Below are 16048 nucleotides of genomic sequence, written 5' to 3'. Positions count from 1 at the left end.
GGGGGGGGGGGGGGGTGCGTGGGGCCCGGGGGGGGGGGGGGGGGGCCCGCCGCCGCGGGCGCCCCCCCGGTGGTGGGGGCGGGGGCGGGGCCGGGGGGGGGGCCCCCCCCGCGGGACCGTCCCCTGCCGCACGGCCGGCGGTGAGGTCGCCGGGGGCGGCCCCGGCGGACCCGGTCCGGGAGAACGTGCTCCGGCGGGTGCGCGCCGAGGTCGACGCCGGGGCGAGCACCCGCCGGGCCTGCCGCCGCGTCGGCACGGTCGCCGGGGTCCACCCCGGCACCGTCCTGGCCTGGTGGCGCGGCTCGGCGCGCCCCGCCGACCCGGCCGGCGCCGCCGTCGAGACCGGCCGGGGCCTGCCGCGCGGGCGGGCCCTGGCCGTGACCCGGCTGGTCGCCGTGCTCGGCCTGGCCCTGCTGGGCGCCGACCTCACCGTCGGGGACGTCCTGCCCGTCGCCGGGGTCGCGGTGGCCGGGCTGCTCCCCGTCTGGGCCGTCGCGCTCGGCCGCTACCCCGGGGCCCGCGCGGTGCTGCTGCTCACCGCGGCCGCGCTCGCCAGCGGCCTGGTCCTGGTGCTGCTGCCCGGTGCCCGCGAGGTCGAGCCGCGGTACGCCGTGGCCACCGCGACCCGCACCCTGGCCGTGGTCCTCGGGTTCGGGTTCACCCTGTGGTGCCGGTGGTTCCTGCCGCGCGAGGCCGTCGCCCTGGCCTACGGCGCGGGCGCGCTGGCGGTGAACCTGACGCACCTGCCGGGGTCGGCCAACGGCTGGAAGTACCAGCTCGCGCTGCCGGTGACCATCGTCGTGCTCGCCGCGGCCCAGCGCGTGCGGGGGCGGGCCGGCACCGCGGTGGTGCTGGCGGCGCTGGCCGGCCTGGGGGCGCTGAGCATCGTCCACGACTACCGCAGCTTCTTCGGGTTCGCCGCCCTCACCGCCCTCGTCGTGGGCTGGCAGGCCGTCTCGGCCGCCCGCCGCCGGCACCGCCGCCGGCACCGCCGCCGGCACCGCCGCCGGCCCGGGGCGACGCTGGCGACGTGGGTCGCCTCCGGGACCCTGCTCGCGGTCGGGGGGTTCACCCTCTACCGGGCCGCCGAGCAGCTGCTGCTGTCCGGGGCGCTGGGCACGGTCCTGCAGGAACGGTCGCAGGCGCAGGTGCGCGCCGCCGGGTCGCTGCTGGCGGGCGGGCGCCCGGAGTGGGCCGGCACCTGGAGCCTGATGCGCCACGACCCCGCCGGTTTCGGGCCCGGCGCGGTCCCCCGCCCGCAGGACGTCCTCGTCGCCCGCGAGGGGCTGGCGACCGTCGGCGTGGGCGCCGACAACGGCTACGTCGACAACTACATGTTCGGCGGGCAGTTCCGGCTGCACTCCACCGTCGCCGACGCGTGGTCGAACTTCGGGTGGGTCGGGGTGGCGTTCGCGCTGCTGCTGGCCGGGTTGCTCGTGCGGGCCCTGCTGGACCACCTCACCGACCGGACCGCCGACGCCCTGGTCCTGCTGCTGGGCCTGCGGGCGCTGTGGGACCTGGCGTTCGGGCCGATGTACTCCAACCTGCCCGACGTCGCGCTGGCCCTGGCGCTGGCGCTGCGGCCCCGCGCGCCCCGCCTCACCGCGGCGCGGGCCCCGGCCGGGCGGGGCCGGCGACGGGCCGCCGCCGCGGGCTGAGCGCGATCCGCCACCCCGCCACCGTCCCCCGCACCGCCGCCCGCACCGGGGACCGGTCGCGCAGCAGCCGGCGCCACCCGTCGCGGCGCAGCACCTCGGCGGCGTAGACCGGGGAGCTCACCACGAACCGCGCGACCCGCCGCGCCGGCAGGTGGCGCCGGGCGAACAGCAACCGGTTGCGGCAGTTGAACTCCACGTAGGTCGCGGACTTGAAGCCGTGCTGCTGGGTGGCCCCGACGAGGTGGACCGCCTCCAGGTCCGCGCGCACGTGCAGGCTCGCCCCCAGTTCCAGCGCGCGCAGGCTCAGGTCCACGTCCTCCCAGTACAGGAAGTACCCGTCGGAGAAACCCCCCAGCTGCGCCCACAGGTCGCGGTGGACGGCCAGGCACGCACCGGTCAGCCACGGCCGCAGGTCCGGCCCCGGCAGCCGGCCGGTCCGCCGGGTGCGGCCGGTGCGCAGCGAGACCTCCGCCCCGTCGAACCAGAGCCGGCCGTCCTCGCGCACGATCCGCGGCGCGACGACCCGGCGCGGGTCGGCCACGACCTCGGCGTGCAGCGCGGCCACCACCTCCGGCGGCACCCGCAGGTCCGGGTTCACGACGAGGACGGCGTCGCAGCCCAGGTCCAGCGCCCGCGCCGCGCCGGCGTTGACCCCGGGGCCGAACCCCGCGTTCGTCGGCAGCGGGCAGAACTCCAGGCCCCGCCGCGCGCACAGGCGCGCGACCGCCTCGCGGTGCGCCGCACCGGAGAAGTTGTCGACCACGACGACGGCCGAGCTGACCGCGCCCAGGTCGTGCCGCAGCAGGTTCGCCTCCAGGACCGCCGGGTCGCCGTAGTTCACGACGACCACGCCGATCCCGCTCACCGGGCCGCCGCCAGCAGGTGGTCGCGGACCCCGCGGCGGTACCGCTGCGGGCTGAACCGGCGGGCCGCGGCGGCGGCCTGGGTCAGGGCGAGCTCGCCCAGCCCGGGCAGCGCGGCGGCGACCTCCGCGATCGCGCGGGCGGTGGCCGCGACGTCCCCGGCCGGGACGAGCCGGACGCTGGCGACGCCCGCGAGCGCCTCCGGCAGCCCCCCGGCGTCGCTGGCGATGACGGGCCGGCCGGCCAGGACGCCCTCGACGGCGGTGTTCCCGAACGGTTCGGGCAGCACCGACGGGACGAGCAGCACGTCGCAGCGGGCGAGGTGGGCGAAGACGTCGGGGTCGAAGCCGTGGACGTCGACGCGGCCGGCGAACTCCGGCCGCCGCAGCCGCCGGGACAGCTCGCGGCCGAACTCCGCGTGCTCGGCGAACACGTCCCCCACGAGGTCGAGGTGGGCGTCCAGGCCCTCGCGCAGGACCTGCGCGAGGGCGTCGAGGGCGACCAGGACGCCCTTGCGCTCTGACAGCCGCCCCACGTACAGCAGGCGCAGGACCCCGTCGCGGTCGGCGCGGACCGCGACGGGCCGCCCGGGACCCTCGACGCCGTTGAGCAGGACGGCGGCGCGCGGGCGCAGCCGCGGCCAGGACCGCAGCAGGAGGCCGAGGGCGTACTCGCTGTTCACCAGCAGCTGCGAGGCGGCCAGCAGCGGCGCCGACAGCGCGCGCTGCACCAGCGGCGAGGCCCGGCCCTCGGCCTCGTGGACGTGGCAGACCACCGGGACCCGGTGCAGGCGGGGCAGCACGACCCAGGTGGGCGTGGTGAGGGTGCTGACGTAGACGACGTCGGGGCGCAGCCGCCGCAGCAGGGCGCTGTCGCGGGCCAGCGCCAGCGCGCTGCGGGCCAGCAGGCCCGCCGCCCCCCGGACCCCGAGCGCGGACTTGCGCAGCACCGGCACGGCGCGGACGTGGACCTCGGCCCCCAGCTCGCGGGCGCGGCCCACCAGCGGACCGTCCTGCGGGACGACGAGGTCGACGCGGGCCCCGGCGGCGGCCAGGGCCCGGACCGCTTCGAGCAGCATGCGGTCCGAGCCGTACAGGCTGGCGCCGGGGTGCGTCACCAGGACGCGCAGCGGGTCGGTCACCCGCCCGCGCCGGTCGCCGGAATGACCTCCTTGACGCTGAAGTCGTCGAAAGCCACCTTGACCGAGGACGTGTTCGCCCCGCTCGACAGGTAGGTGGACAGGGTCGGGTTGCCCGGAACCTGCAAGGCCGGGGAGGAGTCGGTCGCGCTCACCTGCCAGTCCACCGGTTCCGGCGTACCCGTCGCCCACACCTTGGCCCGCACCGTGGTCGGGTTGGTGCTGGTGACCTGGGTCCGCAGTTGCAACTTTTGCCCGGCCGCCACCGTCAGGCCCGCCACGCTGGTGGTGCCCAGCGTGGTCTGGGTCCCGGCGACCTTGCGCAGGAGGGACAGGTTGACGGCCTTCCCCGAGTACAGGCGCGCCGTCACCCGGTAGTCGTTCGAGGCGTCCACCCGCCGCGCCACTGACGTCAGCACCAGACCCCCGACGGTGGGCAGCGGACTCGCCGACGCGGTCACCTGCACGTCGGCGGTCGTCGTGCGGACGGCTCCGAGCGTTGCGGTTGTCGTCGCGTTCCTCGGGCTCGCCACCTGGCCCAGACCGCCGCTCACCGAGAATGTGGAGGAGCCGCCGGTGACCGTCCAGGTCCCGCCGGGGCTCGTGGCGCCCCACCCGTTGGAGACGGTACGTCCAAACGTGTCCGCCGCCAGCGTCGCCGGTGGGGACACCGCACCGACGGTGATCGTCCCGAGGGTGCTGTTCGTGGAGTTCCCGTCGGCGTCGCCAGCGTAGACGCGGTAGGTGTGCGTCGACCCCGGGGCCAGCCCCGTGTCGGTGAACTCCGCTGTGGGACGGTTCCAGAAGGTCGAGGACGCGGTGACCGTCCCGACCGGGTTTGCCTGATCACCGTCTCGCACGACCCGGTACGTCAGGTCCCTGGTCTCGGGGTCCCACGTCGTCTGCCAACGCACGCGCACCGCCCCCGTACCGGTGACCGTCAGGTTGGGGGCGAAGTCGGCCTGGTAGCGGGGGCCCTCGGCGTTGGGAGCGATCGAGCGGACGGCCAGCCGCACCAGCCCTTGCTGGGGCACGTTGTTCACGGTGGGGAACTCCCCGCCGAGCGCGACGTACTCATCGTTGCCGGTGACCGACCAAGCCGCCTGGGACTGCCCGGTGAAGGTCCCGACGTTCAGGGTCGGCCACCAGTTCAGCAGCTTCGGCGCTGGCTTCGCCTTGAAGACGCCCTTGCTGTTCGTCCCCTGCGCGTCGGCCGTCGTGGCCATGGCGTGCTGGAACTGCTGCGGATCCGTTTGCGGCCAGCCGCCGATGGGAGAGCAGTCGTGGGCGTGACCGACGGTGTAGACGACGCCGCCGAGGGGCTGGACGGAGTACGAGTCGCCGAGGCACCCCACGACCCACCGCAGCTCCCCGGTGGTGGCGTCGGCGGCGAAACTGCCCTCGAAGTTCCCGGCGGTGCCGGACTGGAACTGGTAGCCCGTGCCGTAGACGGTGCCCCCGTCGGTGGCCAGGGAGTAGATGGCAGCCCTGGAGCCGGCGTTGCGCACCACGCCGGTGGCGGCCCACGGGCGGGTTTGGCCCGTCACCGGGTCCAGGGCCCCCATCCCGTAGTGGTTCTCGGAGTTCAGGGTGGTGAAGCGGCCGGAGGCGACGATCGACCCGCCGGACGGGGCGACGAGGGCGAACACCTCGTTGTCGGCCGCCGGAGCCCACGGCAGCAGCGACCCGTTGGCGGGGCTGAAGGCGGCGAGGCGGCTGCGGGCGGTCTTGTTCGCGACGGAGAACTGCCCGCCGACGTACACGGCGTCGTCGGTCGCGACGACGGCGCGGGCGCGGTAGTCGACCTGGGCGGCGAACCCGGGGACCAGGGCGCCGGTCTGCGCGTCCAGCGCGGCGATGCGGTACCTGTTCTGCCCGTTGGCCTGCGTGAAGTTCCCGACGACGTAGATCCGGGAGCCGTCGGGCGAGGCGGTGATGCCGAAACCCTCCGAGTTCAGCGACGCGGTGAAGCTCGTGACGAGCTCCCCGGTCGTCAGGTCGTAGGCGAGGATGTTGCTGCGGGGCGTCTCGTTCGTACCGGCCGCGGCTCCGGCGGGGCGGGCCGCGGTGAACTTCCCGGTGGCGTAGACGGTGTTCCCGACGGTGGTCTGGGCCCAGACGACCCCGTTGACCTGCACCGTGGGCAGGGCGTCGGCCGTGACGGTCTCGGGGACGTCCGGCGGGTCGGCCGCGACTGCGGTGACGGTGGTGGCTCCGGGCAGTCCGACGAGGACCACCAGCGCGGCCAGCGCAGCGATCACGGCGTGGCGCGACCTCCGGGCGCCGAGGCTGTTCATGCGTTTCCCCCTGCTGCCGCCTGTCGGCGACCCTCGTGGCGGTCCAGGATCAGACGTCGACGATGACGGTGTCGGTCGAGCTCACGGAGGTGATCTCGAGCGTCATGGAGCGGGCGGTGCCCTTCGGGATGGAGTAGACGAAGGTGGCCGTCCCCGACTCCCCGACCTCCAGGACCCCGGTGGGCGCCGCGTACGGCGGGCCCTCCAGCCCGGAGGCGGGGGTGCCGTCGGGGCGGGAGGCGTTGACCCGGACCCCGTCGAGGTCGACGGGGTCGGGCGAGCCGTTCGTGAAGGTCAGGGCCACGAGCATCCCGGGGCCGCTGACCTCGCCGGGGTGCACGGCGGTGACCTCGGCCTCGGTCACGGAGGTGACCTTCACGGTGAGCCCCTCGGAGAAGCGGGCTTCGCGCTGGACGGGGACCGCGGCCAGGGTGCGGGTGCCGACGACGTCGGCGGTGGCCGGGGCCTCGGGCTCGGTCGCGGTGGACCCGGTCGCGGCGGGGTCGGGCGCCGTCGCGGCCGGGTCGACGGTGGTGGCCGTGCCGCCGGCGAGCTCGGTGCGGGTCTGGCCCGGGGACGAGCACGCCGCCAGGGCGACGAGGCAGAGGGCGCCGGCGGCGAGCAGCCGGCGCTGGGGCGGACGGGACGGCTGGGTTCGGCTCACCTGGTGCTCCAACGTGCCTGGGTCGTGGGCTGGACGGCCTCGTACCGGCCCGGTGCCGCGAGGTCGAGTTCGGTGGCGGCCCGGGGGGCGTCCCCCGCCGCGAGGTCGACCGTGAGGTCGGTGGTCAGGTCCAGGATCGAGGCCTCGGCCTGGTCGCGGACCGGGACGGGGCGACCGGCCAGGCGCAGGCAGAGGTCCTCGTAGCCGTCGGCGACGTCGTCCCAGTCGTAGTTCGCGGCCCGGAACCGGCTGGCGCGGCCGCGGTCGCGCAGCCGGGCCTCGTCGGCCTCGGCGGCCTCCACGGCGGCGGTGACCCCGGCGGCGTCCGACCAGTACGTGCCGGCCGGGCCGAGGACCTCGCGGTTGAAGTCGACGTCGTAGGCGTCGACGGCGGTGCCGGCGCCGATGGCCCGCAGCAGCGAGGGGTTGGTCCCGCCGACCGAGTGCCCGTGCAGGTAGGTGGCCGCCCCGGCGTAGAGCTGGTCGAGGAGGTCCTGGTCCCACACGCCGCCGACGAGGCGGACCCGGTCGTCGGCCAGGGCGTGGATGCGGGCGGTGTGGGCGTCGGAGTAGGGCGCCGAGCCGACGACGACGAGGGGCTTGCGGGCCCGGGAGGCGACGTAGCCGGCGACGATGACGTCGACGTGGTTCTCCGGTTCGAAGCGGGCCACCACGAGGTGGTACCCGCCGGGTTCGAGGCCGAGCTCGGCCAGCCGTCGCGGGTCCCCGCCGCCGTCGACGACCGGGGCGCCGTAGCGGATGAGCGTCGTGTCGGCGTCGAAGCGCCGGCGGTAGTAGCTGGCGATGCCCTCGGCGTCGGCGATGAGGGCGACGGAGTGCTGGACGGCGAAGGCCTCGGCCCAGCGGTAGTAGCGCTTGCCGGCCGGGCCCCACTTGGCGCGCTTCCACTCCAGCCCGTCGACGTGGGTGGCGGCCGGGATCCCGAGGGCGCGCAGGACCGGCAGGAACGGGGCGTTGGCGGCGTTGAAGACCACGGCCGCGTCCGTCCGCCCCCCGCGGGCGAGCGCTGCCCGCAGGCCGTGCTGGACGGCGAGGTGGCCCACGCCGAGCGCGGACCGGCTGAGCGTCTCCAGCGAGCGGCGCCGGACGGCGGGCAGCGGCACGAGCTGCATGCCCCGGTACCGGCGGAGCTGCTCGCGGCGCGCGGAGCCGCCGCCCGGGGGCGCGGCGCAGTGGACGACGACGTGGTGGCCGCGGTCGGCGAGCCGGGCGCCGACCTCTTCCACGCAGGTCTCGAAGCCTCCGTATCGGGCCGGGACCCCCCGGGTCCCGAGCAGGGCGATGCGCAGACCGTCGGTGGACGGCCCGCGGGCGTGAACGGTCATCGAGTTGTCCCCCCATCCGCGTTCACTCCTGTACGCGGAGTGATGACGGTAGCCCAATCGTGAGGAGCTGGGGAAGGATATCTAGAAGATTGTGACCATCCGCGCCGTCCGGCCCACCCGGCGAGGCCCGGAACGCGCGAACGCCCCGGAACCGAGGAGGTTCCGGGGCGCCCGGGTGTACGGGGTGTCGGCGGATCAGCCGGCCGAGTGGGTCAGCGTCTCCCAGTTCATGAAGATGCCGCTACCGGTCGGGGTCACGGTGCCGAGGAACTTCTTGGTCTCGGGCATCGCCGCGCCGCCGCGCGTGGCGTAGTGGTTGTAGCCCAGCGCGTAGGTCAGCTTGTAGCCGGTGCCACCGAGGTTCATCGCCTTCGGGCAGACCCAGCCGGAAGCCGAGGAGTTGTTGACGAACCGCAGGTTGTACTCCATGGCCTTCACCAGGCGGGTCTTCTGCTCGCCGTACAGGTCCATGCCCTGGATGCGGGCGGTCTCGGCGGCGTCGAGGGCCGAGGCCAGGCCCATCGCGACGTGCGAGGCGTCGCGGCACGTCTCGGCGGCGAGGCCGTCGACGAACTGCTTCGGGTTCGACCAGTACTCGCGGTAGTTGCCGTCCTTCATGATGGTGTTGGCCGGGAAGTTCGGCTTGCTGCCGTCGGAGGACAGGTAGAACGAGCCCTTGACGTGGTTGCGCCAGTCGCCGACCCCGTTGTCCCAGGCGGCGCGGTCGTTGGTGAAGACACCGATGTTCATGGTGGCCTCGGCCATGGTCAGCTGCCAGTTCGCCGACGTCCAGGTCCAGCCGTTGACGACGCGGGGCAGGAAGGCGGTCTTCAGCATGGTCTCGAACTTCGCGATGTCCGCCGAGCTCCAGCCGGCGCCGCTGTAGCGGATCAGCTCGGCGGCCTTGGTGAAGGTCTGGCCGGCCCAGCCGGCCTGCAGCAGGCCGTTCTTGTAGACCCTGGTGTCGAACTTGTGGTCCTTCAGCGTGCGGCCGTAGGCGTTGAGGATCTCGATGGCCTTGTCGGCGTGGCGCTGGTCGCCGGTGTAGTACCACATGAGCGCGTGCGTGTAGGCGGCCTGCGCGTCGTCGGTCTCGGCGGTGCAGCCCTCGTCGACGACGTTGTACGAACCGCAGCCGACGTACGCGGTCGGCTTCGGGGCCCACGTCAGGCGCGCGAAGCGGCTGCCCTTCATCTTGTCGAAGGCGGGCTTCTGCGGGGAGCGGCCGGCCCGGACGGCGGCGCGCGACTCCTCCAGGTTGGTGGTGCCGTTGAGGATGCCCGGGTGGGTGAAGCCGTTGGTGACCACGCGCTTGAGGGTGGGCAGGCCGGCCGGGGACCCGGTGGCCGGCGTCGCGGTGCTGGTCGGGTTCGTGGTGGCGACCGGCGTCGGGGTCGCGGTGGTCGGGCGCGGGCTGGCCGTCGCCGTGGGGGCCGGCGCCGGGGCCTGGACGGGGGCGGTCTGCTGCACGGTCGCCACGGCCTGGAAGGCGTTGACCGCGACGGCGGTGGGGGTGCCGCTGCCGGACAGGTAGCCGTTCACGCCGACCGCGCCGGCCTTCTTCACGGCCGCGGCGCTGGTGTCCTGGGCGACGACCTGCCACTGGGGCGCGTTCTGGCCGGCGAGCCAGACGCGGGCCTGGACGGTGACGGGCGAGGTGCCCGAGACCTTGGTCTCCACGTTCAGCCACGCGTCGGAGGCGGCCTTGACGTCCAGGCTGGTCTTCGACAGCTGGGTCGAGGCGCCGTCGACGACGCGGTCGGCGCTGAGGGTCAGCGCACCGCCCGCACCGATGCTCAGGGTCGTGCCGTAGCGGTCGCCGTCGGACTGGCGGCGGATCTCGGTGGTCTCGTAGAGACCGACCTTCGCGGTGCCGACCGAGGGCAGTTTCACGCCGTGCTTGACGGTGACGTCACCGGCGGAGACGGCGGGCAGGACGGCCGAGAAGCTGCCGCCGCGGGGGACGGTCGGGAAGTTCAGCTGGCCACCGCCGGTGGTCGCCGCGCCACCGGCGGAACGGACGGCCCAGGCGCCGCCGACCTCGGCGCCGCCGACCGTGCGGGTGCTGCCGGCGAAGGAGTCCTGGGCGACCACCTTGGTGGTGGTCGAAGCCGTTGCAGCCCGGGCGATGTCGCCGGCGGTCACGAGGAAGGTGCAGGAGGCGGCGACGACGCCGAGGGCAGCGACGAGGCGGCGGGGGGACGCGGTAACGAACGTGGAGGGGGTCACGATGAATGGATCGGGAGGGTTCTCGGCCGCCTTGAGCCGACCTCCGGCGATCACCCGTCCGCATTCACGCATCCATTGTTCCGGTTGTCGACCCCGATTCCACGGTCCGTGACCGGCCTCACCGGGATGCCGGGCGATCCCGTGATCGGCATCACGCAGAGTGAGGATTCAGGGGGCTTCGGGCCGTCGCTGGCCCGAACGAGTGAGAAACGCCGCAGGCGTTCTCCCTCAGGTCCGGGTCACCCCGTCCGGGCCCAGTGCCACAGCGCGTCGACGAGTGTGACCAGAGCCACAGCCGCGGCGACCACGAACGGCTGCACGAGCAGGACGATCCCGGCGTGGACCGTGACGTGGGCCACGTCCGTCGCGTCCGACGGCGGCAGCGCACCCCCCACGCCCAGGGCCAGCAGCGCCGAGGCCAGCGCCCCGGCCAGCGCCGTCCCCAGGGCCAGCACCGGCCGCTGCCGGCCGCGCGTCACCACGACCACCGCCGCGGCCAGGCCCACCAGCCCGGTCAGGACGCTGAAGACGCCGTCGCGGGCGATCGGGTAGACGGCGCCGGAGGTCACGACCGGCTCCCCCACCACCCACGGCGCCGGGTGCCGGGTGAGCGCCCACCACACGACCCCGACCGCCAGACCCGCCAGCGCCTGCCCGAACAGCAGGACCACCCCCAGCCGACGCCCCGCCGGGGCGGGGGCCGGCGCGGCGGTCACACCAGGCACGCGGGGCCGAGCAGCTGCTTGAGGTCGCCGAACAGCGCCGGGCTCGGCGTGACCCGCAGCGAGTCGTCCAGGCGCATCAGCGTGCCCCCGCCCGACCCGTTCCTCGTCAGCCGCAACCGCACCTCGGTGCCGCCCCGGTGCGTCTCCAGCACCGTCTTCAGCTGCTCGACGACCTGGGTGGTGCAGCGCGCGGTCGGCAGGGTCACCGTCACCGGCACCCCGTCGGTGGAGGAGATGTCCGGGACCGTCAGCCCCGAGGCGTAGATCGTGGGCACCTCGTCGCGCCGGTTCAGCCGGCCCTTGACCACGACGACGAGGTCCTCGGCCAGCAGCTGGGCGACGTCCGCGTAGGCCTGGGGGAAGAACAGGCACTCGATCGCGCCCGCGAGGTCCTCGACGGTGACGATGGCCCAGTAGTTGCCCTGCTTCGTCGTCTTGCGCTGCAACCCCGTGATCATGCCCGCGATGGTGATCTGCGAGCCGTCGGGACGGGACTCGTCCTCCAGCAACGTCGAGATCCCGACGTCGGAGGCGTTCTGCAGGAGCCGCTCCAGCCCGAACAGCGGGTGGTCGGAGACGTACAGGCCCAGCATCTGCCGCTCGTGGGCCAGCAGCTCGGACTTCTCCCACTCCGGCAGGTCGGGGATGACGACCTCGAAGCCGCCCACCCCGTCACCGTCGTCACCACCGCCCAGACCCGCGAACAGGTCGAACTGCCCGATCGCCTCGTTGCGCTTGACGTCCACGACCGCGTCCACGGCGTCCTCGTGCTTGGCCACCAGGGCCCGGCGCCGGTGGCCGAGGGAGTCGAACGCCCCGGCCTTGATGAGCGACTCGATGGTCCGCTTGTTGCACACCACGGCCGGGACCTTGGTGAGGAAGTCCTGGAACGACTCGTAGCGGGACTTCTCCTGCCGGGCCGCGACGATCGCGTCGACGACGTTGGCGCCGACGTTGCGGATCGCGGTCAGGCCGAAGCGGATGTCGGAGCCCACGGCCGTGAAGTTCGCGCTCGACTCGTTGACGTCCGGCGGCAGGACCTTGATCCCCATGCGGCGGCACTCGTTGAGGTACAGCGCCGACTTGTCCTTGTCGTCGCGCACGCTGGTCAGCACCGCGGCCATGTACTCGGCCGGGTAGTTCGCCTTGAGGTAGCCCGTCCAGTAGGAGACCAGGCCGTACGCCGCCGAGTGCGCCTTGTTGAACGCGTAGTCGGAGAACGGGACGAGGATGTCCCACAGCGCCTTGACGCACTCCTTGCTGAACCCGTTGTCCAGCATCCCCTTCTCGAAGCCGACGTACTCGGCGTCGAGGACCTCGCGCTTCTTCTTGCCCATCGCCCGGCGCAGCAGGTCCGCGGACCCCAGGGAGTACCCGGCGACCTTCTGCGCGATCGACATGACCTGCTCCTGGTACACGATCAGGCCGTAGGTCGTGCCGAGGATGTCCTTGAGGGGTTCCTCCAGCTCGGGGTGGATCGGCGTGATCGGTTCCTGGCCGTTCTTGCGCCGCGCGTACGCCGTGTGCGACCCGGCGCCCATCGGCCCGGGCCGGTACAGCGCGCCGACGGCCGAGATGTCCTCGAAGTTGTCGGGGCGCATGAGGCGCAGCAGCGACCGCATCGGGCCGCCGTCGAACTGGAAGACGCCCAGGGTGTCGCCCCGGCCGAGCAGGTCGAACGTCGCCTTGTCGTCGAGGTCGAGCTTCTCGAGGTCGACCGGTTCCTTGCCGTTGGCGACGACGTTCTTCAGGGCGTCGTCGAGGATGGTGAGGTTGCGCAGGCCGAGGAAGTCCATCTTGACCAGCCCGAGCGTCTCGCACGTCGGGTAGTCGAACTGCGTGATGATCGCCCCGTCGGCTTCCCGCTTCATGATCGGGATGAGGTCGATCAGCGGGTCGGACGACATGATGACGCCGGCGGCGTGCACGCCCCACTGCCGCTTCAGGCCCTCCAGGCCGCGGGCGGTGTCGACGACCTTCACGACCTCGGGGTCGGACTTGTACAGCTCGCGGAACTCCCCCGCCTCGGAGTACCGCTTGTGGTTCGGGTCGAAGATCCCCGACAGCGGGATGTCCTTGCCCATGACGGCCGGCGGCATCGCCTTGGTGATCCGGTCGCCCATCGAGAACGGGAACCCCAGGACGCGCGAGGAGTCCTTCACGGCCTGCTTGGCCTTGATCGTCCCGTACGTGACGATCTGCGCGACGCGGTCGGTCCCGTACTTCTCCACGACGTACTGGATGACCTCACCGCGGCGGCGCTCGTCGAAGTCGACGTCGAAGTCGGGCATCGACATGCGCTCGGGGTTGAGGAACCGCTCGAAGAACAGGCCGTGCCGCAGCGGGTCCAGGTCGGTGATCTTCATGGCGTAGGCCGCCATCGACCCCGCGCCCGAACCGCGGCCCGGGCCCACGCGGATGCCGTTCTCCTTGGACCAGTTGATGAAGTCGGCGACGACGAGGAAGTACCCGGCGTACCCCTTGGAGGTGATGACCTCGATCTCGTAGTCGGCCTGCTTGCGGACGTCGTCGGGGATGGCGCCGTCGTAGCGGTAGTTCAGGCCCGACCACACCTCCTTGACGAACCAGCTCTCCTCGTTCTCCCCCTCGGGGCAGGGGAAGCGCGGCATGTACGCGCCGGTCGACTCGGTGAACTCCACCTCGCAGCGCTCGGCGATGAGCAGCGTGTTGTCGCACGCCTCGGGGTGGTCGCGCCACAGGTGGCGCATCTCGGCCGGGCTCTTGAGGTAGAAGTCGGTCGAGTCGAACTTGAAGCGCTTGGGGTCGGCCAGCGTCGAGCCGGACTGCACGCACAGCAGGGCCTCGTGGGCGCGGGCGTCCTCGGCGTGGGTGTAGTGCAGGTCGTTGGTCGCGACCAGCGGGATGTCGAGGTCCTTGGCCAGCTTCAGCAGGTCGTCCTGGACGCGGCGCTCGATGTCGAGGCCGTGGTCCATGAGCTCGACGTAGAAGTTCTCCGCCCCGAAGATGTCGCGGTAGTCCGCCGCGGCCTGCCGGGCCTCGTCGTACTGGCCCAGCCGCAGCCGCGTCTGGACCTCCCCCGAGGGGCAGCCCGTCGTGGCGATGAGGCCGTCGGCGTACTGCGAGAGCAGCTCGCGGTCCATGCGGGGCTTGTAGAGGAAGCCCTCCAGGCTCGCCAGGCTGCTCATCTTGAACAGGTTGTGCATGCCCCGGGTGTCGCGGGCGAGCATCGTCATGTGCGTGTACGACCCCGCGCCGGACACGTCGTCGCCGGAGCGGCCGTTGGGGTCGCCCCACTTCACGCGCGTCTTGTCCTGGCGGGCCGTGCCCGGCGTCAGGTACGCCTCGACGCCGATGATCGGCTTCACGCCGTGCTTCTTGGCCGTCTTCCAGAAGTCGTAGGCGCCGAAGACGAACCCGTGGTCGGTCGTCGCGACGGCCGGCATGCCCATCTCCGCGGCGGTGCGGAAGAGGTCGTCCACCTTGGCCGCACCGTCGAGCATCGAGTACTCGGTGTGGACGTGCAGGTGGACGAACGAGTCCGCAGAAGCCATGGGTGGAGCGCCTCCAGAAGGTCGAGCAGGGTGTTCGGACGTGCGTGTCGATGGTAGGCGCCCGGGCGGACACGTCCTCGCCCCGACACACGCTGCCGGGTCAGTCCTGGAGCCGCTCCAGCGCCGTGGCCAGGTCCGCCGGGTACGAGCTGGTGAACTCCACCGGCTGCCCCGTCCCGGGGTGCTCGAAGCCCAGCCGGACGGCGTGCAGCCACTGCCGCGAGACCCCCAGGCGGGCCGCGAGGGTCGGGTCCGCCCCGTAGGTCAGGTCCCCCACGCAGGGGTGCTTCAGCGCCGAGAAGTGCACGCGGATCTGGTGGGTCCGCCCGGTCTCGAGGTGGACCTCGGCCAGCGCGGCCGCGCGGAAGGCCTCCACGACCTCGTAGTGCGTGACGCTGGGCTTGCCCTCGGCGGTGACGGCGAACTTCCAGGCGCTGCCCGGGTGCCGCCCGATGGGGGCGTCGATCGTGCCGCGCAGCGGGTCCGGGTGCCCCTGGACCAGCGCGTGGTAGACCTTCTCGACCGTGCGCTCCTTGAAGGCGTGCTTGAGCGCGGAGTAGGCGTGCTCGCTCTTGGCGACGACCATGAGGCCCGACGTGCCGACGTCGAGGCGGTGCACGACCCCCTGCCGCTCGGCCGACCCCGACGTCGCGATCCGGTAGCCGGCCCCGGCCAGGCCGCCCACGACGGTCGGGCCGGTCCACCCCGGGCTCGGGTGCGCCGCGACCCCGACGGGCTTGTCGACGACGACGAGGTCGTCGTCGTCGTGCACGATCGTCAGGCCCTCGACCGTCTCGGCGACGACCTGCGGCGCGGCGGGCGGGTCGGGGACCTCGACCTCCAGCCAGGACCCCGCCCGCAGGCGGTCGGACTTGCCGACGGCCCGGCCGTCGACCACGACCCGGCCGTCCGCGGTGAGCTCGGCGATCCGCGTGCGGGACAGGCCCAGCAGGCGGGACAGCGCCGCGTCGACGCGTTCGCCCTCGAGGCCGTCGGGGACGGGCAGGCTGCGCAGCTCAGGCACCGTCGGCCTCGCTCCGGGCCACGGCGCGGTCGCGCTCGCGCACGCCGTCGAGGCCGACGCCGCGCAGGGCCAGGACGGCGATGAACACCGCCGCCACGCAGATGCTGGAGTCGGCGACGTTGAAGATCGGCCAGTTCGGCAGCATGAGGAAGTCGACGACGTGCCCGCGGGCGAACCCGGGCTCGCGCAGCAGCCGGTCGGTGAGGTTGCCGGTGGCGCCGGCCAGCAGGAACCCGAACGCCAGGGCCCACGGCAGGCTGCGCAGCCTGCGGGACATGCGGACCACCACGACGACGACCGCGGCGGCGAGGACGGTGAAGACCCAGGTGGCACCGGTCGCGAAGCTGAACGCGGCCCCGGGGTTGCGGATCAGGTAGAACTGCAGGAAGTCGCCGAGGAACGGCTCGGCCGTCGCCGGTTCGAGGTTCGCGACGGCCAGGACCTTGGTGATCTGGTCGAGCGCGTACACGACGGCCCACACCACCACGGTCCACAGGGCGCGTCGGGGGCGCTGGGGGACGTTCTCGGCTTTGCTCATGGCGGGCCCAGTCTCCCACGACCGGCCCGTCGC

At 73.5% G+C, this 16048-nt stretch carries 11 protein-coding genes; 1 reads left to right on the top strand and 10 read right to left on the bottom strand.

What is annotated here, in order from left to right; genetic code table 11:
- The first annotated feature begins 197 nt into the window (after positions 1–197).
- Entirely contained in the window at positions 198–1658 is a 1461-nt protein-coding gene (locus tag ACRYM6_RS03625; RefSeq protein WP_432541222.1) for a hypothetical protein, read from the top strand.
- On the opposite strand, the gene ACRYM6_RS03620 is transcribed toward ACRYM6_RS03625, so the two are convergent.
- The 10 genes from ACRYM6_RS03620 to lspA all read right to left on the bottom strand — a co-directional run bounded on the left by ACRYM6_RS03620 (position 1600) and on the right by lspA (position 16015).
- Positions 1600–2523, bottom strand: a complete 924-nt coding sequence (locus ACRYM6_RS03620) for a glycosyltransferase family 2 protein (protein WP_432541220.1) — start codon at positions 2521–2523, stop codon at positions 1600–1602. The two genes, ACRYM6_RS03625 and ACRYM6_RS03620, sit on opposite strands and share 59 nt — an antisense overlap.
- A complete protein-coding gene (locus ACRYM6_RS03615) occupies positions 2520–3662 on the bottom strand; it encodes a glycosyltransferase family 4 protein (protein ID WP_432541218.1) in 1143 nt (380 codons plus the stop codon). Before ACRYM6_RS03615 ends, ACRYM6_RS03620 begins: the two co-directional genes overlap by 4 nt.
- Positions 3659–5920, bottom strand: a complete 2262-nt coding sequence (locus ACRYM6_RS03610) for a hypothetical protein (protein ID WP_432541216.1) — start codon at positions 5918–5920, stop codon at positions 3659–3661. Before ACRYM6_RS03610 ends, ACRYM6_RS03615 begins: the two co-directional genes overlap by 4 nt.
- Before the next feature lie 85 nt (positions 5921–6005).
- A complete protein-coding gene (locus ACRYM6_RS03605; protein WP_432541215.1) occupies positions 6006–6620 on the bottom strand; it encodes a hypothetical protein in 615 nt (204 codons plus the stop codon).
- Positions 6617–7966, bottom strand: a complete 1350-nt coding sequence (locus ACRYM6_RS03600; protein ID WP_432541213.1) for a DUF1972 domain-containing protein — start codon at positions 7964–7966, stop codon at positions 6617–6619. Before ACRYM6_RS03600 ends, ACRYM6_RS03605 begins: the two co-directional genes overlap by 4 nt.
- Before the next feature lie 195 nt (positions 7967–8161).
- Complete coding sequence (locus tag ACRYM6_RS03595) at positions 8162–10195, bottom strand: alginate lyase family protein (RefSeq protein WP_432541211.1); 2034 nt, start codon at positions 10193–10195, stop codon at positions 8162–8164.
- Positions 10196–10434: 239 nt separating this feature from the next.
- Positions 10435–10920 carry a hypothetical protein gene (locus ACRYM6_RS03590; RefSeq protein ID WP_432541209.1) on the bottom strand — a complete coding sequence of 162 codons (486 nt, stop codon included), beginning with the start codon at positions 10918–10920 and terminating at the stop codon, positions 10435–10437.
- Positions 10908–14453: a DNA polymerase III subunit alpha gene (gene dnaE, locus ACRYM6_RS03585; protein ID WP_432541208.1), complete on the bottom strand. Its 3546-nt coding sequence runs from the start codon at positions 14451–14453 to the stop codon at positions 10908–10910. Before dnaE ends, ACRYM6_RS03590 begins: the two co-directional genes overlap by 13 nt.
- Positions 14454–14553: 100 nt before the next feature.
- Positions 14554–15477, bottom strand: a complete 924-nt coding sequence (locus ACRYM6_RS03580; protein WP_432541206.1) for an RluA family pseudouridine synthase — start codon at positions 15475–15477, stop codon at positions 14554–14556.
- A complete protein-coding gene (lspA, locus tag ACRYM6_RS03575; RefSeq protein ID WP_432541205.1) occupies positions 15470–16015 on the bottom strand; it encodes a signal peptidase II in 546 nt (181 codons plus the stop codon). Before lspA ends, ACRYM6_RS03580 begins: the two co-directional genes overlap by 8 nt.
- Positions 16016–16048: the final 33 nt, after the last annotated feature.

Origin of the sequence: Kineococcus rugosus (genome assembly GCF_050871975.1) — a bacterium.
Classification (GTDB): Bacteria; Actinomycetota; Actinomycetes; order Actinomycetales; family Kineococcaceae; genus Kineococcus.
Note: the sequence above shows the minus strand (reverse complement) of the source record. Positions and strands in the feature narration are given on the sequence as shown.